Source organism: Streptomyces sp. NPDC051051 (assembly GCF_040682975.1).
In the GTDB taxonomy this organism is placed as follows: Bacteria; Actinomycetota; Actinomycetes; order Streptomycetales; family Streptomycetaceae; genus Streptomyces.
The window spans coordinates 44429-65146 of record NZ_JBFBCB010000015.1 but is presented as its reverse complement, the minus strand read 5'-3'; the positions used below and the strand labels follow the sequence as shown (position 1 = coordinate 65146).

At 73.8% G+C, this 20718-nt stretch carries 17 protein-coding genes; 11 read left to right on the top strand and 6 right to left on the bottom strand.

Annotated features, from left to right (window positions below; all coding sequences use genetic code 11):
* Positions 1-304: 304 nt before the first annotated feature.
* The 3 genes from AB0N31_RS14180 to AB0N31_RS14170 all read left to right on the top strand — a co-directional run bounded on the left by AB0N31_RS14180 (position 305) and on the right by AB0N31_RS14170 (position 3814).
* Positions 305-1546 carry an NAD(P)/FAD-dependent oxidoreductase gene (locus AB0N31_RS14180; RefSeq protein ID WP_366058635.1) on the top strand — a complete coding sequence of 414 codons (1242 nt, stop codon included), beginning with the start codon at positions 305-307 and terminating at the stop codon, positions 1544-1546.
* Between the two features lie 582 nt (positions 1547-2128).
* Positions 2129-2794: an SDR family oxidoreductase gene (locus AB0N31_RS14175; protein ID WP_366058634.1), complete on the top strand. Its 666-nt coding sequence runs from the start codon at positions 2129-2131 to the stop codon at positions 2792-2794.
* A gap of 246 nt (positions 2795-3040) precedes the next feature.
* The gene (locus AB0N31_RS14170) at positions 3041-3814 is read left to right on the top strand and encodes a DUF2071 domain-containing protein (RefSeq protein ID WP_366058633.1); all 774 of its coding nucleotides are present in this window, start codon (positions 3041-3043) and stop codon (positions 3812-3814) included.
* A 16-nt stretch (positions 3815-3830) separates the two neighbouring features.
* Here AB0N31_RS14170 and AB0N31_RS14165 read toward each other — a convergent pair whose 3' ends face one another.
* A complete protein-coding gene (locus AB0N31_RS14165; protein WP_366058632.1) occupies positions 3831-5168 on the bottom strand; it encodes a glycosyltransferase in 1338 nt (445 codons plus the stop codon).
* Between the two features lie 270 nt (positions 5169-5438).
* Between AB0N31_RS14165 and AB0N31_RS14160 the strand changes: the two genes are divergently transcribed.
* On the top strand, positions 5439-7496 hold the full coding sequence (locus AB0N31_RS14160) for a glycosyltransferase (protein WP_366058631.1): 2058 nt from the start codon (positions 5439-5441) through the stop codon (positions 7494-7496).
* Between the two features lie 173 nt (positions 7497-7669).
* Here the strand turns inward: AB0N31_RS14160 and AB0N31_RS14155 are convergent, their stop codons facing one another.
* A complete protein-coding gene (locus tag AB0N31_RS14155; protein WP_366058630.1) occupies positions 7670-7849 on the bottom strand; it encodes a DUF6480 family protein in 180 nt (59 codons plus the stop codon).
* 2 nt (positions 7850-7851) lie between these two features.
* Positions 7852-8112, bottom strand: a complete 261-nt coding sequence (locus AB0N31_RS14150; RefSeq protein WP_366058629.1) for a hypothetical protein — start codon at positions 8110-8112, stop codon at positions 7852-7854.
* Positions 8113-8639: 527 nt separating this feature from the next.
* On the opposite strand from AB0N31_RS14150, the gene AB0N31_RS14145 reads away from it, so the two are divergent.
* Positions 8640-9185, top strand: coding sequence for a DUF1360 domain-containing protein (locus AB0N31_RS14145; RefSeq protein ID WP_366058628.1), 546 nt, complete (start codon positions 8640-8642; stop codon positions 9183-9185).
* A gap of 14 nt (positions 9186-9199) precedes the next feature.
* On the opposite strand, the gene AB0N31_RS14140 is transcribed toward AB0N31_RS14145, so the two are convergent.
* Positions 9200-10177: a LysR family transcriptional regulator gene (locus AB0N31_RS14140; protein ID WP_366058627.1), complete on the bottom strand. Its 978-nt coding sequence runs from the start codon at positions 10175-10177 to the stop codon at positions 9200-9202.
* 84 nt (positions 10178-10261) lie between these two features.
* On the opposite strand from AB0N31_RS14140, the gene AB0N31_RS14135 reads away from it, so the two are divergent.
* Entirely contained in the window at positions 10262-11161 is a 900-nt protein-coding gene (locus AB0N31_RS14135; RefSeq protein WP_366058626.1) for a PhzF family phenazine biosynthesis isomerase, read from the top strand.
* Between the two features lie 259 nt (positions 11162-11420).
* On the opposite strand, the gene AB0N31_RS14130 is transcribed toward AB0N31_RS14135, so the two are convergent.
* Positions 11421-12224, bottom strand: coding sequence for a phosphatidate cytidylyltransferase (locus AB0N31_RS14130; protein WP_366058625.1), 804 nt, complete (start codon positions 12222-12224; stop codon positions 11421-11423).
* Complete coding sequence (locus AB0N31_RS14125; protein ID WP_366058624.1) at positions 12221-13999, bottom strand: histidinol-phosphate transaminase; 1779 nt, start codon at positions 13997-13999, stop codon at positions 12221-12223. The genes AB0N31_RS14130 and AB0N31_RS14125 overlap by 4 nt, the downstream gene beginning before the upstream one ends.
* 831 nt (positions 14000-14830) lie before the next feature.
* Between AB0N31_RS14125 and AB0N31_RS14120 the strand changes: the two genes are divergently transcribed.
* From AB0N31_RS14120 to AB0N31_RS14100, 5 genes are all read left to right on the top strand, one after another.
* The gene (locus tag AB0N31_RS14120) at positions 14831-14923 is read left to right on the top strand and encodes an Ms4533A family Cys-rich leader peptide (protein ID WP_366058623.1); all 93 of its coding nucleotides are present in this window, start codon (positions 14831-14833) and stop codon (positions 14921-14923) included.
* 150 nt (positions 14924-15073) lie between these two features.
* The gene (locus tag AB0N31_RS14115; protein ID WP_366058622.1) at positions 15074-16789 is read left to right on the top strand and encodes an ABC transporter substrate-binding protein; all 1716 of its coding nucleotides are present in this window, start codon (positions 15074-15076) and stop codon (positions 16787-16789) included.
* Positions 16790-16791: 2 nt separating this feature from the next.
* Positions 16792-17877: an ABC transporter permease gene (locus tag AB0N31_RS14110; RefSeq protein WP_366058621.1), complete on the top strand. Its 1086-nt coding sequence runs from the start codon at positions 16792-16794 to the stop codon at positions 17875-17877.
* Positions 17874-18863 carry an ABC transporter permease gene (locus AB0N31_RS14105; protein ID WP_366058620.1) on the top strand — a complete coding sequence of 330 codons (990 nt, stop codon included), beginning with the start codon at positions 17874-17876 and terminating at the stop codon, positions 18861-18863. Before AB0N31_RS14110 ends, AB0N31_RS14105 begins: the two co-directional genes overlap by 4 nt.
* Positions 18864-18937: 74 nt before the next feature.
* Positions 18938-20617, top strand: a complete 1680-nt coding sequence (locus AB0N31_RS14100) for an ABC transporter ATP-binding protein (RefSeq protein WP_366058619.1) — start codon at positions 18938-18940, stop codon at positions 20615-20617.
* Positions 20618-20718: the final 101 nt, after the last annotated feature.

Genomic DNA, 20718 nt, shown 5'->3' with positions numbered 1-20718 from the left:
TCCAGGTGGCGTAGGGCGTGTCCGACGGCGGGACGGGCGGGCTCTGCGGCAACCGACGCGGTCCGGTGTCCTGTCCGGTCGGAGCCCGCCTCCGGTGAGCTGCGCATCCGGGCGGCCGGGGACCGGTGCCGGTGCCGGCTGCGGTCACCCGGCATCCGGGCGGCCGCCGACCGGCCTCGCGTGCCACGAGCCCGGGCGGGCGGCGTTCGAGCGGACGGTGCGGTGTCGCATCCGTGGACGGGGAACCCCTGGAACACAGACGGGGGCGGCACCGGCCGCGCCGAGACGTGGGAGAGGTGGTCTTGTGTCCGCAGCCCGGGACGCGACGGACGTGCTGGTGGTCGGAGCCGGACTCGCCGGGCTCGCCTGCGCCGGGGACCTGCTGGCGGCCGGCGTCGCCGTACGGGTCGTGGAGGCCGGCGACGAGGTCGGCGGAAGGATGCGCTCCGACCGGGTGGAGGGCTTCGTCGTCGACCGCGGGTTCCAGGTCTTCAACACGTCCTACCCCCAGGTCCGGCGCAGGCTGGCCCTGAAGGACCTGAGGCTGCGGCCCTTCACCCCCGGCGTCCTGATCCACAGCCCCTCCGGCCGGCTCCGCTTCAGCGACCCCACCCGCCGCCCGCGCACGCTGCCCGACCTGCTGCCCGGCCGCCTCGCCGGGCCGCGCGACCTGGCCGCCCTCGGCCTGTTGTCCGCCCGCGACATGCTGGCTCCGCCCCGCCGGCTCAAACGGCTCGCGGACACCACCACCCGCACGGCGCTCGCGGACGCCGGGATCTCCGACGCGTTCGTCGAGAGGTTCTTCCGCCCGTTCCTGTCGGGGGTCTTCCTGGAGGACGAGCTGGAAACCTCCGCCCGGGTGTTCCACCTCGTGTGGCGGAGCATGCTGCGCGGCACCCTGTGCCTGCCCACCGAGGGCATCGGAGCCGTACCGCGAGCCCTGGCGGCCGCCCTGCCGCGCGGCACGGTCCACCTGGAGACGCCGGTGGAACGGCTCACGGACGACGGCGCGCTGACGGCGGGCGGCCGGGAGATCGCCGCACGGGCCGTCGTGGTCGCCACCGGCCCCGGACCCGTCGGCGACCTGCTCCCCGAGGCCGGCCTCCCCGACTACCGGGTGGTGACGACGTACTACCACGTCGCCCCGCGGTCCCCGCTCGGCGAGCCGACGCTCCTCGTGGACACCCGGCGCCGCTTCCTCAACACCTGCGTCCTCAGCGAGGTCGTGCCCGCCTACGCCCCGCCCGGCCACGCGCTCGTCGCCACCTCGGTCCTGGGCCGGGACCAGGAGGGCGGGGAGCGTGCCGTACGGGCGGCGCTCGGCGAGGCGTACGGCACCGGTACGGACGGCTGGGACCTGCTGACCGTCCGGACGATCGAGGACGCGCTGCCCGCGATGATCCCGCCCCGGCCCCTGACCCGCACCACGCGTGTGGCGCCGGGCCGTCACGTGTGCGGCGACCACCGCGCCACCGGGTCCGTGCAGGGAGCCCTGGCGTCCGGGGCGCGGGCCGCCCGCGAGGTGCTGCGGGATCTGCGGCGGTAGCCGGACCGGACCCCTGCCGCGGCATCTGCGGTGGTCGCCGGGCGTCCGGCTGCCGGGTCCGCGACATCGGCCTGATGTCCGTCTGTCGGGTCCGCGGCGTCGGCCGGGTGCCGGGTGCCGGGTGTCGGGTCTTTGGCGTCGGCCCGCCCTGCCGCCGGATCGGCGGCGGCAGGGCCCAGGTGCGCCTTGGCCCGGTGGAAGCGCCGACGGCGGAACACCGAGCGGGCCTCGATCATCACCACGGGCGTGTCGGAAGAACCCGCCGGTCGGGAAATGCGTCCCGAGCCGGTCGCCGAACAGTCGGTCGGGGACCGTCATGACAGCTCCTCCCCGCCTCCGCCCCCCCGGTGGGGCCGTCCACTCGGGGGCGCCGCACACGTTTCGCCGCGCGGCCACGCCACGGGTGCCACCACGAGGACGCTGCAACCGCTCGCCCCCCGTCCTCGGAAGTGGTGACGAAAGCGGACGGGACGGAGCCTCGGCTCCGTCGCGGGCGGCGCCGCCGGACGGAGGCAGGGACCCGCCGGAGTCGGCGCTCGTCGTCCGTCCACGCGTGCTGGGACAAGGAGGTGGCCGGTGGAGGTGAACGGTGATCGTGTCCTCGTGCCCGGCGCCACCGGCGTCATCGGCGCCGCCCTCGCCGAGCGGCTGCACGGACTCGGTGCGCGGGTCGCCGTGGCGGGCCGTGACCCGGCCTCCCTGGCGCGGGTCTCCGCCGCCTGCGGCGGCGCGCCGGCCCGTCGCTTCGACGCCTACGACCTGGACGGCTGTGCCCGCACGATCCCCTGGGCGGTCGGCGCGCTCGGCGGTCTGGACACGGTGGTGGTGTGCGTGGGGGCCGCGGGGTTCGGTCCGGCCGAGGCGGTCGGCGACACGGTCGCCGAGCACCTGCTGACGGTCAACGCCCTCGCTCCCGTCGCCTTCCTCCGCGCGGCGCTCACCGTCGTACCGCCGGGCGGCACCCTCGCCGCGGTGACCGGCGTCGTCGTGGACGCCGCACCGGCCGGCATGGCCGACTACACCGCTTCCAAGGCGGCGCTGGCGGCCTGGCTGACGTCGGTCCGCCGTGAGCGCCGGCGCACCGGTACGGCGGTCCTGGACATCCGGTTGCCGCACGTGGAGTCAGGGTTCGCGGAACGCGCCGTGGTCGGCCGCCCGCCCGTCCTGCCCCCCGGGCGCACGGTCGACGAGGCGGTGGACATGATCGTCGACGCCCTGACGGCGTCCCGTGTGCCGTCCACCCGGTGACGACGGCGTACCGGGAGCGCGGCCCGGGACGTCCCCGAGCCGTCCCGGGCCACGGCGGGCCTGCGGCCGGTGCGGCTCGACGCGTCGGCCCGCACCTCGCACCCCGCGGAGTCCGCGCCGGGGAGGGGTGCCCGCCTCGCCGGTGCAACCGTCCCGGGGCCTTCGGCCGAATGATCCACGGGGCGGGCCGGACGCCAGGCGGCGTCGCCGCGCCCGCGAACCGTCACCTGCCGGAAGGAATGCGTGATGAGCGATCGCGGCGAACGGTACACCGGCGGCGTCGAGTCCCTGACCCCACTCGCCCCTCGCCGCCTGCGCCGTGTGCTGTTCCGGCAGTTCTGGCGCGACCTGGTGTTCCTGCACTGGGAGGTCGACCCCTTCGACGTCGCCCGCCTCCTGCCGCCCGGGACGGTCCCGGACCTGCACCGCGGCCGCGCCTACGCGGGCCTGGTGTTCTTCCGCATGGAGGACCTCGCTTTCGGCAACGGCCCGCCGCTGCCGTACCTGGGTACGTTCAACGAGGTCAACGTGCGCCTGTACAGCCGTGACGCGCTCGGCCGGCGCGGTGTGGTCTTCCGCTCGCTCGACTGCGACCGGCTGCTGCCGGTCCTCGCCGCGCGGGCGGGCTTCCGGCTGCCCTACCGATGGGCGCGCGTGTCCCGGCAGTGGCACGGGCGGCGTCTGGTGTACCGCACCCGGGGCCGGGTGCACGAGCGCCCGAGCGGCCGGGTCTGGGTCCAGGTGTCGGACGACGCGGTGAGGCCCCGGCCGCTGGACGAGTTCCTGACCCACCGCTGGGGGCTGCACGAACGCGGGCCGACGAGGACGTACTACCTGCCCAACGCCCACCCGGTGTGGACCTTCCGGCGCTGCGACCTCCTCGACCACGACGCGTCCCTCCTCGCCGCGGCGGGGGTCGCTCCGCTGCGCGCGGAACCCGACAGCGTCCTGTACTCGCCCGGTGTTCCGGTGCGGTTCGGCAGGCCCGTGCCGCTGCCGGCACCGGGCCGCGCGAGGTGAGGGGACGCCGGCCGCCTCAGCGCGCGGGGGCCGGCTCGCCCATGACGGCCAGGAGCCGGGCGGCCGCATGGTCCGGGCCGCGCTCGCCGGCCTGACGTGCCCACCGCCCCATGCGGTCGCGGACGGCCGTGGTCAGGAAGTGCAGCACCGCCGGTACGTCGCGGGGGGACAGGGTGTTCGGGTCCCGTACGACCCCGACGCCGGCGCGCTCCGCGTCGCGCGCGACGGCGAACTGATCGCTGGAGAACGGAAGGACCAGCGCGGGGACCCCGAACCGCAGGCATTCGGTGAACGAGTTGTTGCCCCCGTGGTGGACCATCGCGTCCACGTGGGCGAGCAGGGACTGCTGCGGGACGGACGGCGCCACGACGACGCGGTCGCCGGCCAGATCCGCGAGGGCGGCCGTCCGCCGGCCCGCCGCCACGACGACGGCTGTGCCGTCGGTGCCGTCCACCACCCCGGACACGACGGTCCGCAGAACGTCGTCGCGGGCGCTCAGGAAGGTGCCGAGCGCGACGAGGACGACCCGGTCGGCCCGTTCGCGCAGCCGCCGCAGCCGCCGGGACCAGTCGTCGTCCAACGGCTCGGCGGCGCCGACCATGTGTCCCGCGTACACATGGTCCGGGCCCGTCGGCGGCACGGGCAGCCAGGGCAGTTCCGGATAGGAGTACAGGACCGCGTCGGGCGACGTCAGCGCGAAGGCGCGGCCCGGGGCGGGGGCGGCGGGCGCCTCGGTCCGGGTGAACGCGTCGAACAGCGCCGTGAACGCGTCGTCGTTCTCGCGGGCCGCGGCCGTCAGGTCGGCCAGTCGCCGCGGGTCGGGCCGCAGGGCGGCGGGCCAGTCGTAGGGCAGGCCGAAGTAGCTGTCGGGACCCGCGAGGACGTAGGTCGGATGCCCCGGGCAGAACGTCGCGTACCGCACCCCCAGACAGTGCAGGCCGAGAGTCACCGCGTAACCGAGCTGATCCACCACGTACCAGTCGGGGCGCAACCGCTCGTCGAGGGCACGCAGCTCCGCGAGCACGCCCTCCGGGTCGGCCAGCATGTCGGCCCGGCGGTGGCGGGCCTGCGTCATCAGGGCGGCAACCGCGCCGTGCCGGGTGGCGTCGAGGAACTCGCCCAGCCGGGCCGCCTCCGCGGCCTCCTGCTCCGTGGCCTCCGCCACCCCCGTGTTCGCGTTGCGCGTCACGGTCAGCGGCACGAAGCGCGCACCGGCGCGGGCCGCGAGATCCTCGAACGCCTCCGAGCACGCGAAGTGCACGTCCGCCCCCCGCTCCCGCAGGGCGGCCGCCAGGACGGCCAGGGGGCGGGCGTGGGAGAAGAACGGCGGGCTGATGATCACGATGCGCGGCATACCCCTCCTTCGCCACGGCGCGGTGCCACGGATGCGGCGGGCCCTCGGCGGGCCCTCGGCGGGACGGCGCGGCACGGCACGGGGCGGCGCGGGACAGGTCGCGCCGGCGCAGAACACAGCAGGCCACGGCGGGGAACGGTGGGGAACGGCGGGACGCGGCCAAGACACGGCAGGGCCGCCTGCCGGAGCGTGCGCCGGGAGCGGGTGCATCCGGGTGAAGCCTCCCGGAGGAACTCGCAACGTCGTCCGTTCCGCACGAAGGAGACCAGAGTGTCCGCCTCCTCAGCGCCGCCGTGGGACACCACGGCGGCAACGCCGTCCCATGAGGATCCAGACCTGCTCGCCGCCGCGCGGGCCGTCTTCTTCCGCGGCACGCGCGCGGACGGGCCGGGCAGCGCCGCGGGCCGGCCCCCCGGCGGTGAGCTGGCGATGCTGCTGGAGGCCGAGTACGGGCTCGGCCCGCGCCCCGTCCCGCACGGCCCGGCGCCCGCGCTCAGCCGCGAGGACACGGCCGTCGCCTCCCTGCGACGGGCCTGCCGTCTCGCCGTTCCGCTCGCTCCCGAGGCCCTGCTCGCCCACGCCCACGGAGGACCGAGGCTCGGCGCGGTCCTGGCCGAGATGTGGCCCGACACCGTGCGCCGCCACGGCGCACGGTACGCCGAGGAGACGCTGCGCCACATGCTGCTGCACGGCGCGCCCGTCGCCGCGCGCACCGCGTTCCTGCTGGACTGCGCCGAAACGGCGGACCTGCGCCCCCTGTCCGCGGCCGAGGCCGCGGCACTCGCCGGGCCCGCCGACCGGGGCGCCCGCCACGCCCTCTGGCGCTACCTGCACCGGCTCCCCGACGGCACCGCCCACCTGCCCGTCGCCGACACCGCGACGGACGCCTACGAGCGACTGCTCCTCGACCCTCCCGGCACCCTCACCGAGGCCACCTGGCAGGCCCCCGGCATCGTCGTCGCGCAGACCATGCTCCAGGGCGACCTGGACACGCCGGGACAGGGACTGAGCGGCGGCATGTCCGTCCTGCTGGGCGGACTCGGCGCCCGACTCGCCCTCAGCGACGGCATCGCCGGCGTGGTGACGGTGGTGACCGCGGGCCTCGACGGCCTGGCCCGCGACCCCCGTCTCCTGCGGGAGCGCGGCCCCGGCCACTGGGTACTGCGCCTGCCCGTCGACGCGCCCGGGCCGCCCCAGCCGGACGCCTGGCCCGAGCACCGCGCCGCGCTCGCCTGGTGGGCCGCCCGCCTGCTGGGCGCCCTGCCCCGACCCGTCGACGTCGTGCACGTGCGGTACGCCGACGACGGCAGTCTCGCCCTCGCGCAGGCGACCGCCCGGACGGGAGGACGCCTGTTCTTCACCGCGACCCCCGATCCCCACCGCAACCTGGTACGGAAGTACGCCCGGACCGGACCCCGGGACCCCGAGCGCGCGGAACTGCTGCGCGGCGATCTGCACCGCATCTTCTGCGCCGACCGCCTGGTGGACCGGGCCGACACCGTGATCGGCATTCCCGGCCGCCCCGGCACCAGTGACCTGCTCCGTCACTTCCCCGTTCTCGGCGACCGGTACGGCCCCACGGGACCGCCCGCACCGCCCGAGGGAATCGCCCCGTACGTACCGGCGGCCGACGAGGCGTCACTGCGGCGGCGGATGCTGGACGACCTGTTCGCCGACGGCGGCCGGCCCGACGCGCTCGCGCCGGCCGACCGGAGCCTCCCGCTGCTGCTGTGCGTGGGACGGCTCCACCCGGTCAAACAGCAGGACCTGCTCGTGCGCACCTGGCTCACGACGGAGTTGTGGCGTACGACCACGCTGGTCCTCGTCGGAGGGGGCACGGACCGTTTGACCCCGGCCGAACAGCGGATGCGCGACACGCTCAGCGCTCTGCCGGCCGGGCGGGTGGCGGCGACACGGCGCCTCGCGATGCTCCCCGCGATGCCGAACAACGAGGTGAGACGCCTGGAGCGGGCCCTGGCCGACGGCGGCAACGGCGTGTCGACCTGGTACGTGTGCCCGAGCGCCAAGGAGGAGTTCGGGATCGCCGTACTGGAAGCGATGGAGGCCGGACTGCCGGCCGCGGGCCCGCTCCGCGGGGGAGTGGCCCACTATCTGCGCGACGGCGTCAACGGCATCCTGCTCGACACCTCGTCCGCCTCCGGCCTGGCCCGCGGCCTGCATCGGCTGGCGTCCCTGCCCGAGGACCGGTGCGCCCGCCTGGCGCGCGCCGCCCGGGAGACGGTGACGACCCGCTACTCGGTGGCGGACATGGCGGAGGCGCTGGCCGCCGAGTACCGGGCGACGCCGCGCGGCTCCGCCGACGCGTGACGGTCGTCGCCGCTTGACGGCCGCCACCGGGTGAGTGCGCGGCGCCCGACGAGGTCACCGCGCCGGGCGCCGCGGGACGGTGCGGGGGAGTGCGTCGCGCTCGGATGCCGCGGGGCCCCGACCAGACGGACCGCCCGGTGGTACGGGCGGGCCGTCCCGGTGGCGGGGCCGGCTCACAAAGTGATGACGCGCACCAGGAAGAACGCGGCGACGAGCAGGCAGCCGGCCGTGATCAGGAACAGCCAGATGCGCGGGTGCTCCCAGATGCCGCCGTCCGGCCGTTCGCAGTGCGCCTCGGCGGTCGATCCCTCCACGGGAGGGGTCTCGCCGGGAGGAGGCAGTGGCTCGCTCATGGTCACACCTCGTGGAGGGAACCGGAGAGCGCCCCGTCGGCGCGGGGCGACTCCCGGTCCTCGTAGTTCGCCAGGGCGAGACCCAGACCGAAGAACGTGGGAGCCCACTCGCCGACGAAGATGCCCCAACGGTCGGCGCGCTCCAGGCTCTCGTTCCTGCTGGAGGCGAGCCAGGACACGAGGGACAGGCCGATCGAGGCGGTGGCCGCCAGGTAGGCGTGCTCGCTCGTGACGCCGGCCTCGTGCAGCTTCTTGACGATCATGAATTCTCCTCGGGCGGTCGGAAGAGTCGCATCCCGTCCGACTACGACAAAAGCCGCATATCGGGATGCTGTTCACGACCAGTTCTATCCGAGGACGGCACTCGGATGCGTCTGCTCACCGGGCCTCGCGGCGCGCGGAACCCCCGGACGGCAAGAGGGTTGGGCCCGGCCCGTCCGACGCCGCCGTACCGCCGACCGGGTGAATCCGGCCGGGGTGCATCCGTTCCCGGGACTCCCGGCGAAGTGGTTCGTGCAGGGGACAAGGGCTCTCGTTCCGAACCCCGAGCCGGAACGAGAGCCCGCCTCCGCCCAGCCCCTGTCCTGGGCTTCCACATCCCTGACCCCTCCCCCCGTTTGCCGGATGCCCTGGCGGGGACCCGGACGCCGGCAGCCGTACGGCGACCGCCTGGCGTCCGGGTTCTCGAACCCGGCCCCTCGGGCGACTCGGAACCGGAACGGCGAGCGCACACGGACGAGGGTGACGGAACCGACCTGCGAACGCAGCGGGACAGGAACGGGCGCGAACCATGGGCACAGCAGCCGACAGCCGCTTCACCGGACGCCTGGAGAGACTTCTCCGGGGCACGCAACGCGACTACTCGGCCGGGCACGAGCGGCCGCTGGGTGGCTATCTCGCGGCCATGGCGGGATTCGGGGCGTACACGGCGGCCTGGGCGACGGCGGTACGGCTTCGGCGCCGCCCCCTGCCCGACCGGCCGGAACCCTGGGACGTGATCCTGACCGCGGTGGCCACCTTCCGGCTCAGCCGGCTGCTGAGCAAGGCGTCGGTGACCAGTCCGCTCAGGGCCCCCTTCACGCGGTACGTCGGTCCGCAGGGCCCGGCCGAACTGCACGAGGAAGCACGCGCCGACGACGGCGAGGGCGCCGTCGGCGAACTGGTGACCTGTCCGTTCTGCGTGAGCGTCTGGGTGGCCTCGACCCTGACCGCAGGCCAGCTGTTCTGGCCGCGCGGCACGCGGACGGCCATGGGGGCGCTCACCGCACTGGCCGGGGCGGACGCGCTGCAACTGGCCTACGGCGCCTTGACGGACAAGGTCACCGGCGGCGAGTAGCCCGCCGCCGTGCCTTACGACACCTTCGCCTCCGGCCGCACCGGCGGCCCGGTCACGGGTCCCGCAGGGGCACGCCTCGTGACCGACCCGGTGTTCCCGGCCTGTCGGTCGGGCAGGTGCCGTACCAGTTCCCGGACGAACGTCTCGGCCGCCGGTGACGTCCACCGTCTGCGGTGGCGGGCCAGCCGCACCGGGGCATCGGCGAACCGCGGTCCGTCGAGGCGCAGCAGCCGTCCGTCGCGCAGGTGGTCCCGCACGGTCGTCAGGGGCAGCAGGGTCACCCCCAGCCCGGCGGTCACGCAGGAACGCGCCGCGTCCACACTCCCGAAACGGGTCAGGCGCGGCCGGGCGCCGGGCACGGCGAGCAGCCGTCGCTCCAGCTCGTCGCTGTAGGAACAGCCCTGTTCCAGCAGGAAGACGTCCTCGCCGGAGAGTTCCGCCCACGTCGGTGCGTCGGCCCGCGCGGCGAGCGGGTGGCCGGGAGCGCAGACGAGGGCGAGGGGCTCGCGGGCGATCAGTTCGGTGGCCACATCGGGGAAGTCGGCTTCCTCCTCCAGGAGCAGGGCCAGGTCCAGGCGTCCGGACCGCAGTCCCTCGACGCACCGCGCGGTACCGCCCGCGTACAGCTGGACGTCCACCTCGGGGTGGCTCGTGCGCAGGGCGGCGACCACGCCCGGCAGCCGGGTCGTGCACAGCGACTCGGGGGTGCCGACGACCACGCGCCCCCCTGCGGCCCCGTCACCGGCACCGTCCGCCCGCAGCCGCGCGACGGCGTCGAGCACGTCCTCGGCCCTCTCCAGCAGCCGTCGGCCGGTCCCGGTGAGCAGCGCGCCCGTGGGCAGGCGGTCGAACAGCCGGACGCCGAGTTCCCGCTCCAGGGCGCGGATGTGCACGGTGACCGTCGACTGGGCGAGGTGCAACTCGGCGGCGGCGGCCGTGAAGCTGCCCGTCCGGGCGAGGGCGGTGAAGGTGTGCAGCAAACGGGTGTCCACGCCTCCAGGGTATGTGGGTTCCCGATGGACCGCATCGACATCCATCGTTGGACTCGATCGGCGCCGGGTGGCAGCGTGGACGCCATGACCAGCGAAACCAGCGAAACCAGCCCCGTCGACCACGTCCGGCCGCCCACGGAGGTCCTGCGGTACGCGGCCTTCACCCGCGATCCGGCGGGAGGCAACCCCGCCGGTGTCGTGCTCGACGCCCGCGGGCTCGACGACGCGACGATGCTCGCCGTCGCCGCCCGGGTCGGCTACTCCGAGACGGCCTTCGTCACCAGCGGTACCGGCCGGGACGAGGCGTCCCGGCGGTTCGGCGTCCGCTACTTCAGCCCGCTCGCCGAGGTGGCCTTCTGCGGGCACGCGACCGTCGCTCTGGCCGTCGCCCTCGCAGAGCGGACGGGCCCCGGCGAGATCCTCCTCGACACGGCGGCGGGCGAGATCCCCGTGGACGTCACGGTGGACGAAGGCGCCGTGCTGGCCACGCTCACCAGTGTCGCGACCCGCTCCCGCCCCGCCGGGAGCACCGAACTGGACGAGGCGCTGAAGGCCCTGGGCTGGGAGGCCGTCGACCTGGACCCCGAGCTGCCGCCGCACGTGGCGTTCGGCGGCAACGACCACCTGGTGCTGGCCGCCGCCTCCCGGGAGCGCCTGGCGTCCCTCGCCTACGACTTCGACGGCCTCGCCGACGTGATGCGGCGTCACGGCTGGACCACCGTGACGCTGGTGTGGCGCGAGACGCCGGAACGCTTCCACGTCCGCAACCCGTTCCCGGTCGGTGGCGTCGTGGAGGATGCGGCGACCGGAGCGGCGGCCGCGGCGTTCGGCGGGTACCTCCGCACGCTCGGCCTCGTCACCGGTCCCACCAGGATCAGCATCCGGCAGGGAGAGGACATGGGCCGCCCCAGCGACCTGCTGATCGACGTCGACCCCCGGACCACCCGCACACGCGTCACGGGGCAGGCCGTTCCGATGGGCTAGGGGTTTCTGTTCGGGGCGCCCTCGCCGAGCACCGGTGGGCCTCGGCGACAGTGCAGGAGCGTCCCGGGCCGCCCCCACAGGCCCTCGCCCGAGCTGCTCGCACGGTGTTTCGTCGTTGCTCGGGCGCTCCCCGGTGGCGCCGGTCCGCGGGGGTGATGCCGGCCCGAGGGACGTACCGGGAAGGCGAGTTCACCGCGACGGGACCGATGCGCACCCCTGTGCCGGTCCGGTGCCGGCGTCCCGTTCGCCGGTGTGGGCGTCAGCTCAGGACGAGCAGGACGGCCAGGGCGACGAGCAGCGAGTCGATGCGGTCGAGGAGGCCACCGGAGCCGGGCAGCCAGTGACCGGCGTCCTTCACCCGCGCACCTCTTTTGATCATGGATTCCAGGAGGTCACCGGCCGGACCGCCGACCGCGACCGCCACGGCCGTGGGCCAGCTGAACGCGGACAGCGCGGCGAGCGTGCCGAGGCCGGCCACGGCCCCGGCCAGCGTCCCGCTCCACCGCTTGGCCGGAGACAGGGGCGACAGCCGGGGCCCGCCGAGCCGTCTCCCGGCGAAGTACGCCACGATGTCGGCGGTCGAGACCGCGACGAACAACGCCAGCCCGACCGCCCCGAGCGGCACCAGCGCGGCCGCCGTGCTCAGCCAGACCAGACCGAGCAGCCCCGCACCGAGCCGGCGCAGGCCGTGGTCGGCGTCCCCCGCCAGAAGAGGCACGGCGGCGGCCGCGAGCGCCCCGGTCGCGGCCACCCGGAACACCTCCCCGGGCGCCAGCCAGGCGGCCAGCACGACCCCGGCGACCGCCCCCGCCAGCACCGCCCGGTCCACCCGGCCCAGCCGCATCAGCGCGCCGTACTCCAGCACGGCGATCACCCCGACGACGACGGCCACGGCCGCGGCCCCAGGGCGGCCCAGCCAGAACGCACCGGTGACGAGCGGCACCCCGACCGCCCAGGCGCACCACCGGATCCGCAGCTCGCGGCGCCGGGAGGCCGCCACGGCGACGCCGCTCAGCGCGAGCGCCCCGCCCAGAGGGGGCACCAGCGAGGCCACGGTGATCACCGGGCGGAACCGACGGCCGGAACGTCCTCGGGCGCGGGGACGCGCGAGGACGAGCGCGGCGACAGCAGCTCCAGCGAGGCTCGGAAGGCGGCCACGATCCGCGCGTTCTCGGCGGTGTCCTTGACCGCGATGCGCACGGTGCGCCCCTGGTACTCCGGCGACAACGGAGACAGGTCGCGCAGGTACACGCCGTGACGGCGGCACGCGTCGACCAGCCGGGCGGCGCTCGGCCCACCGGGCGGCAGGGTCACGGAGAGGAAGTTCGCCGCCGACTCCTCGACCACCACGGTCCGACTCGACTCCGCGAGTTCACCGGCCAGTCGACGCCGCAGCTCGTGGGTGCGGAGCCAGCAGGCGCTGTAGTGCGCCGGGTCGCGCAGGGCCGCCACGGCGGCCAGCTGCGCCGGGAGACCGACCGGCCACGGCGGCGTCCACCGGCGCAACTCCGCAGCGGTGTCCGGTGCGGCCACCAGGTAAGCGGCCCGTACGCCGGACAGCGCGTACATCTTCGACAGTGAGGTGCAGACCACCACCCGCGGGTCCGTCGCGGCGAGGCCGGCGAGCGACTCGGCCGGGTCGACGTAGCCCAGGTACGCCTCGTCGATCCACCAGCGGGTCCGGGCCGGCGCCGCGGCGATCAGGGCGCGCAGTTCCGCGGCCGGCGCGTGGCGGCCGGTCGGGTTGTTCGGGTTGACGACCACGACGAGGTCGTAGTGACCGGACCCGACGACGGTGGACAGCCGGGCCGGATCGATCCGCCAGCCGTCCTCGCGGCGCAACCGGAACCGGTCCACCCGGCATCCGATCACCCGCTCCGTGACGTGGGCGTACTCGCCGTAGCCGGGGTCCATCAGCAGGACCCTGCTCCGCGGGGTCAGCCACCGGCCGAACACCCGGAAGATCAGATCGGACGAGCCGGCACCGACCGCGAGTGCCTCGGCCGGGAGCCCCCGGGCCACGGCGATCTCCGCCGACAGTCCCTCGGCGCCGGTCGGCGGCGAGGTCCGCGCCATCCACGCCGGATCCTCCGCGAGCGCCGCCCGCACCCCGGGAGCCGGCGGGAACCACGCGTCCAGCACATCGGCCGCGACGACCTCGTGGCGGCGGTGCAGGGTGCGGAAGTCCGTGCCGATGGCGGTGAAGGAGGCGCCACCGTGCTCACAGCCGTCGGGCCCGGGCGCGAACGGCACGTCCAGCCGCCAGTCCACCACGGACCGCAGACGTTCCACCAAGGTGCGGTGACGGTCCATCGCGACCCTCGTCAACTCGCCCACGCCGCCGGTCAGCACCTCGAACGTCAACGCGCCACTGCGCACGGTACGGCCCGACGGGCGCAGGCCCGCCGACAGATACATGCCGAGCAACTCGGTGCGCCCCATCGCCACCACCCGGCGACCACCCCGGGCGGCGATCCACCGCAGCGCCGCGTACATCAGCAGCGGTGCCGCCGCGGTCGCCCGCCGGCGCGGCTCGACGGTGAGGATGCGCACCTCGAACACGTCGTCCTCGGACAGCAGCGGCAACTCGTCGCGGGTCAGGTACTTGTCCAGCGCGTACCGTCCCGTCCAGGGCGGAGTCAGGCTCACGAAACCGACGCGGGCCGCACCGCACGCCACGACCAGGTAGACGTTGTCACCGTCCAGTCCGTCGCGGAGCCGCCCCGTCGGGTCGGGCGCGTGCTGGCCCAGCTCCTCCGCGTACACCCGGTGACGCAGTTCGTGGATCCATGCGAGATCCTCCGCAGTGGCAGCGCGCAGCTGTAGGTCACGGCCCATGAGCACCTCTTTCGACGCGGGGGCGGGCCATGTCATCGTCGGGCACGCGGACCGGCCGCGACTGAGCGGAACGACATGACCGACCAGGTACGCGTACTCAAGCGCGGAGGACCACCCGCGTGCGACTGGCGGGCGGGTGAGATCCCTGGCAGCAGCCTCCGGGAAGTGCCGCACGCGACGTTCGGGCGCTGTCACGTTGTTGGGTATGCGTGTGTGATGGCGCGTTGGGGCGTGGTGAGGGCCAGGTTTTGGGCCGGTGTTCAGATCCCGGCAGGCCCGCCGACGGCGTCCGACGCACAGCCGTACCTGTTGGTCGGTCATGCCCGGCACGCCCGCGATGCCGCAGAGCGGGCCGGCGTCCACTCGGGCGGAGCCCGCCGAGGCCCGCTGAGAGACCGGGCGGCGGGTGTTCGTGCACCGCTCGCCGCCCGACAGCGGCCTCTCCCACAGGGGGTGACAGGGCCGCCCGGAGCGGGTCCCCCTACGGACGCCCGCGCGGTGGCGTGAGCACGAAAGCCCCCCTGGCCGGCGACAGCCGGGCACGGCCCCCGCCCATCCGCGTCACCGCGGGCCGGTGCCGGCGGGCTGGACGGTCACCGCGGTCCTCACCGTACGGTGGGGGCACCGGACACCGTAGCCGCGGCCGGGGTAAATCCTCCGTTGCCGTGACGCCACCGCAACGAACTGTTCGTACAGGGCGATCCGGGCCGGTCCTCAGGCACTCCGGCGCATCGCCGTCCCAGCACAACGGATCGCGCACACCGGACGATTTGGTCTCGCCATGTGAAACGCCATTGTCTGCCGCGGTGAAGATCGGTCATGGTGTGCTGCATGTCGCAGCAAGCCCTCACCGTCGCCACCAGCTTCCAGCTGGTGCTGTTCGGCGTGACTGGGCACTGCGTCGCCGACGTTCTCTGTCGTTGAGGTCTTGTCTCCGCGCTCTTCCGGGTGCTCCGAAGGGGCTCCCGTCGATTCCTGCCCGCGCAGGGGGCGGCCTCACCCGTATCCGTTGCCGATGCGTGTCTGCCGGTCTGCCTCCTTCGCGGCCCACCGCCACGAAAGGCATGTACACCCATGCGTCGATCCGCATCCCTCCGCCGTGCCACAACGGCCGCCCTCGGTCTCGCCGTGCTCACCGGTGCCGCGGCCTGCGGACCCGAAGGCAACGGAAAAGCGCAGGACGGAAGCGGCGGCGGGCCGCGCAGGGGAGGCACACTCACCGTCCTCAACTCCTCGCCACAGTCGGATTTCGACCCCGCCCGCCTCTACACCTCCGGCGGCGGCAACGTCCCCTCGCTGGTCTTCCGCACCCTCACCACCCGCAACCGCGCGAACGGCCCCGAGGGCGCGAAGGTCGTACCCGACCTGGCCACGGACCTCGGCAGGCCCAACGCCGACGCCACGGAGTGGACGTACACGCTGAAGGACGGGCTGAAGTACGAGGACGGCACGCCGATCACCACGGCCGACGTCAAGTACGGCATCGAGAGATCCTTCGCCGCGGAACTCTCCGGCGGTGCACCGTACTTGCGTGACTGGCTGGTCGGCGGCGACACGTACCAGGGCCCGTACAAGGACAAGGGCGGTCTGGACTCGATCGTGACGCCCGACGACAAGACCATCGTCTTCAAGCTGCGCAAGCCCGAGGGGGAGTTCCCCTTCCTCGCCACCCAGACGCAGTTCGCCCCCGTACCGAAGGCCGAGGACGACGGCACCAAGTACGAGAACCACCCGGTGTCCTCCGGCCCCTACCGCGTCGTGTCGAACAAGAACGACGGCGAGGAACTCGTCCTCGAACGCAACGAGCACTGGTCGGCGAAGACCGACGAGGAGCGCAAGGCATACCCGGACAAGATCGTCGTCAAGTCGGGCCTGGACTCCGCCGTCATCAACCAGCGCCTGTCGACCAGTTCCGGCGCGGACGCGGCGGCGGTGACCACCGACACCAATCTGGGCCCCGCCGAACTCGCCCGGGCAAGCAGCGACAAGAGCCTCTCCGCCCGGGTCGGCACCGGTCACTTCGGCTACACCAACTACCTGGCGTTCAACCCGAAGGTGAAGCCCTTCGACAACGTCAAGGTGCGCCAGGCGATCTCGTACGCCATCAACCGCAAGAGCGTCATCAACGCCGCCGGCGGTTCCGCGCTGGCCGAGCCCGCCACCACCTTCCTGCCCGAGCAGAAGGCGTTCGGCCACACCCCCTACGACCACTTCCCGGCCGGTGAGAACGGCAACCCGGCCAAGGCGAAGGAACTGCTGAAGGAAGCCGGCTACCCGGACGGGCTGACCGTCACCCTCACCCACAACACGGAGGAGAACCGCGAGACCGGCCCCGCCACCGCCACCGCCGTGCAGGAGGCGCTCAAGGCCGCCGGAATCACCGTCGAGCTCCAGGGACTGGAGACCAACGCCTACAACGAGGCCCGCTGGACCACCTCCAAGACTCCCGGATTCTTCATCTCCCGCTGGGGCGCCGACTGGCCGTCCGGCGGCCCGTTCCTCGCACCGATCTTCGACGGCCGGCAGATCGTGACCAACGGCTCCAACTACAACCACGCCCAGTTCGACGACCCCGCGGTCAACAAGGAGATAGACGAGATCAACAAGCTGACCGACCTCGACGAGGCGGCCGAGCGCTGGGGCGCGCTGGACAGCAGGATCGGCGAGCAGGCACTGGACGTCCCGCTCTTCCACCCCGTCTACAAGCGCCTCTACGGCAAGGACGTCAAGAACATCGTGATCAGCGACTGGACCGGCGTCCTCGACATCTCCCAGGTCGCGGTCAAGTAACCATGACCGAGGCACTGCTCACCCCGGGGGCCCCCACCACGCCGGCGGCCCCCGGCCCCGCCACCGCGGCCGTCCGGCAGCGGCTGCGGATCCGGCCCTCCGCGATCGTCGCGGCCGGCGTGCTCGCCCTGCTGGTCGTGCTGGCCCTCGCCGCGCCCCTGCTCGCGGCGCTCGAGGGCCAGTCCGTGAACGCCTTCCACGACGACCTCGTCGACTCCGCCCGCGGCGGCGCTCCGTACGGCTCGTTCGGCGGAGTCAGTGCCGAGCACTGGCTCGGCGTCGAACCCGGCACGGGGCGGGACCTGTTCGTCCGCCTGCTCCACGGAGCTCGGATCTCGCTGCTCGTGGCCGCCGGGGCCACCGTGCTGCAACTCGCCGTCGGCATCGCGGTCGGACTGGCGGCGGGACTCGGGAGCCGACTGGCGGACAGCCTGCTGGGCCGCGTCACCGACGTGATGGTGTCCCTGCCCACCCTGGTCATCGCCATCGCCCTGACGGCCGTCGTCCCGGCCGGTTTCCCCCGGCCGCTGCTGCTGATCCTGGTCCTCGGACTGCTCGGCTGGGGCGGCACCTCACGTGTCGTACGTGCCCAGACACTGACGCTGCGCAAGCTCGACTTCGTCTCGGCGGCGCGGCTCGGGGGCTCGGGCACCTGGCGGGTGGCGCGCCGCGAGCTGCTCCCCTCGCTGGCGGCACCGGTCGTCACCTACGCGTCGATCCTGCTGCCGTCGAACATCGTCGCCGAGGCCTCGCTGTCGTTCCTCGGCATCGGAGTCCAGCCACCGACACCGTCGTGGGGGCAGATGCTCTCGAACGCCCAGACCTGGTTCCGGGCCGATCCGACGTACGTGCTGCTCCCGGCCGGTCTGCTGCTCATCACCGTGCTGTCGTTCACGGCGCTCGGCGAGGCGTTGCGCACCGCACTCGACCCCCGCGAGGCGAGCCGCCTGCGTGTCGGCACGAGGAGGAGGGGCACACCGGCCCGTGCCCGAGGAAGAGGAAACGGTCCGCGCAAGGGAACCGGCCCGGACAAGGTCCGCGGCCCAGGCAAGGTCCGCGGCCCGCGTGAGGAGGAGGAGACGTCGTGAGCCGGTATCTGCTCAAACGGCTCGCGTCGGCCGTGCTGGTGATTCTCGTACTCTCCGTCGTGGTCCACGCGCTCTTCTACGTCGTCCCCGGCGACGCCGCCAAGGTCGCCTGCGGTGAGCGCTGCAGCCCGGCACAGGTCGCGCAGGTGCGGGAGCGGCTGGGCCTCGACCATCCGGTGCTCGCCCAGTACGGGCACTTCCTGCAGGGCCTGTTCGCCGGCCGTGACTTCTCCACCGGCACCGGCGTCCAGCACTGTGACGCCCCCTGCCTGGGCCTGTCGTACCAGACCGACCAGGAGGTCACCCGGCTCGTCCTGGAACGACTGCCCGCCACCGCGTCCCTCGCCTTCGGCGCGATGATCCTCGCCCTGGTCGTCGGCGTCGGCACCGGCCTGCTCTCGGCGGTGCGCCGCGGCAGTGTGCTGGAACGGGCACTGACCCTGCTCACCCTCACGGGAACGGGAATGCCCGTGTTCATCCTCGGTCTGCTGCTGCTCATGGCGGTCTGCGCCTATCTGCAGTGGCTGCCGTTCCCGTCCTACGTCCCGCTGACCGACGACCCCGAGCAGTGGGCCTGGAACATGCTGCTGCCCTGGATCACCCTCGGCCTCTTCGAGAGCGCCAAGTACGCCCGGCTGACCCGCTCGTCGACGCTGGAGACCCTCGCCGAGGACCACATCCGCACCTTCCGCGCCTACGGGGTGCCCGAACGCTCCGTGGTCACCCGGCACGCACTGCGCGGCGCCGTACCGCCCGTGGTCGCACTCAGCGCCCTCGACCTGGGCACGATGCTGGGCGGAGCGGTCCTCACCGAGTCCCTCTTCGGCATCCCCGGGCTCGGCAAGACCCTCATCGACAGCATCCGGGGCATCGACCTGCCCGTGGTGGTCGGCGTCGTCCTCGTCATCGGCACGGCCGTCGTCCTCGCGAACGTCGTCGCCGACCTGCTGTACGCGCTCGCCGACCGAAGGGTGACACTGACGTGACACCGGTTTCCTCCCCAGGCGAAGGCGGCACCGACGTCGACAGCGGCCGTGCCCGAACGAAAGGCGGCACCGGCATGAGCCTGGTCGCGGTATCCGGCCTGACCGTCGGCTTCCCGGTGGGGGAGGGGCGGTCCCTGCGGGCCGTGGAGGGACTGTCGTTCGAACTGGAGGCCGGCCGCGCACTCGGCGTCGTCGGGGAGTCCGGATCGGGCAAGTCCACGGTCGCCGCGGCCCTGCTGGGGCTGCACCGCGACACCGGGGCGGAGGTCTCCGGCTCGGTGCGGGTCGCGGACGTCGACGTCCACACGGCCGGCGAGCCGGACCTGCGGCGGCTGCGCGGCGGCCTCGCGGCCATGGTCTTCCAGGATCCGCTGTCGTCCCTCGATCCGTACTACGCGATCGGGGACCAGATCGCCGAGGTGTACCGCGTCCACCGGCAAGGGGTCTCCCGCCGCGCCGCCCGGGCGCGGGCGGTCGAGGTGCTGGACCGCGTGGGCATCTCCGATGCCGCCAGACGCGCACGCTCCCGGCCGCACGAGTTCAGCGGTGGCATGCGGCAGCGGGCGCTGATCGCGATGGCCCTGGCCTGTGAGCCGCGACTGCTCGTGGCCGACGAGCCGACGACCGCCCTCGACGTCACGGTCCAGGCGCAGATTCTGGACCTGCTGCACGAGCTCCGGACGGAGGACGGGCTGGGCCTGCTCCTCGTCACCCACGACCTGGGGGTGGCCGCGGGCAGCGTGGACGAAGTGCTGGTGATGAAGGACGGGCGGGTGGTCGAGCACGGACCGGTGGCGTCGGTGCTCACCGCGCCTCAGGAGGCGTACACGGGCGCGCTGCTGGCGGCAGTGCCCCGCCTTGAGCGCCGGGCCTCGGGGACGCCCCTTCCCGAAAGCGCGCCGATCTCCCGGGGCACGCCGCCGTCGGACGCGCCCGTGGCAGCGCCCTTGCTCGAAGTGACCTCCCTGAGGAAGGAGTTCGGCACGAGGCGCCGGACCCGGACCGCTGTGGACGGCGTCGACCTGACCCTCCACGAAGGTGAAGCCCTGGGCATCGTGGGCGAGTCCGGATCGGGCAAGACGACACTGGGCCGGATGATCGTCGGCCTGCTCGCCCCCACCGAAGGTGTGATCAGGCATCGCGGCGACGCGAGCGTCCGGATCCGGCGGGACGTCCAGATGGTCTTCCAGGATCCGGCATCCTCCCTCAACCCCCGCCGCACCATCGGGGAATCCGTGGCCGACCCGCTGCGCGCGGCCGGTGAGCTGCCGGACGCGGAGATCCGCGGCCGGGTCCGCGACCTGCTCACCCGGGTGGGACTCGACCCCGGCGCGTACCATCGCCACCCGCACGAGTTCTCCGGTGGACAACGCCAGCGCGTGGGCATCGCCCGGGCCCTGGCGTCCGAACCCCGGCTGCTCGTGTGCGACGAGCCGGTGTCCGCCCTCGACGTCACCACCCAGGCACAGATCGTCGGGCTCCTCGCAGAACTCCGCCGCGAGCTGGGCCTGTCACTCCTGTTCATCGCCCATGACCTGGCCGTCGTCCGCCAGGTCAGCGACCGGGTCGCGGTGATGCGACGCGGCAGGGTGGTCGAACAGGGCCCCGTGGACCAGGTGTACGACCACCCGGCCCACCCCTACACCCGTGCCCTGCTGGCCGCCGTACCCGTACTCGCCCCTGCTCTGGCCGCCGAGCGCCGCACGGCCCGAAGAGCGCTGTCCGCCGTACAGGAAGCACCGGCGGTTCGCTGAGCCCGCGTCTTACGGACAGTGAACAGCAACAGGAACTCCGTCCGGATAGCCGGGGCTTCGCCGGTAGTGGCGGTCATGGGGATCACGAGGTGCTCGAAGTC

Coding starts and splice junctions, on each gene's coding strand:
- AB0N31_RS14170 (WP_366058633.1), top strand. CDS start 3,041: ATGAGCGATCGCGGCGAACGGTACACCGGCGGCGTCGAGTCCCTGACC.
- AB0N31_RS14165 (WP_366058632.1), bottom strand. CDS start 5,168: ATGCCGCGCATCGTGATCATCAGCCCGCCGTTCTTCTCCCACGCCCGC.
- AB0N31_RS14155 (WP_366058630.1), bottom strand. CDS start 7,849: ATGAGCGAGCCACTGCCTCCTCCCGGCGAGACCCCTCCCGTGGAGGGA.
- AB0N31_RS14150 (WP_366058629.1), bottom strand. CDS start 8,112: ATGATCGTCAAGAAGCTGCACGAGGCCGGCGTCACGAGCGAGCACGCC.
- AB0N31_RS14145 (WP_366058628.1), top strand. CDS start 8,640: ATGGGCACAGCAGCCGACAGCCGCTTCACCGGACGCCTGGAGAGACTT.
- AB0N31_RS14135 (WP_366058626.1), top strand. CDS start 10,262: ATGACCAGCGAAACCAGCGAAACCAGCCCCGTCGACCACGTCCGGCCG.
- AB0N31_RS14125 (WP_366058624.1), bottom strand. CDS start 13,999: ATGGGCCGTGACCTACAGCTGCGCGCTGCCACTGCGGAGGATCTCGCA.
- AB0N31_RS14120 (WP_366058623.1), top strand. CDS start 14,831: ATGTCGCAGCAAGCCCTCACCGTCGCCACCAGCTTCCAGCTGGTGCTG.
- AB0N31_RS14115 (WP_366058622.1), top strand. CDS start 15,074: ATGCGTCGATCCGCATCCCTCCGCCGTGCCACAACGGCCGCCCTCGGT.
- AB0N31_RS14110 (WP_366058621.1), top strand. CDS start 16,792: ATGACCGAGGCACTGCTCACCCCGGGGGCCCCCACCACGCCGGCGGCC.
- AB0N31_RS14100 (WP_366058619.1), top strand. CDS start 18,938: ATGAGCCTGGTCGCGGTATCCGGCCTGACCGTCGGCTTCCCGGTGGGG.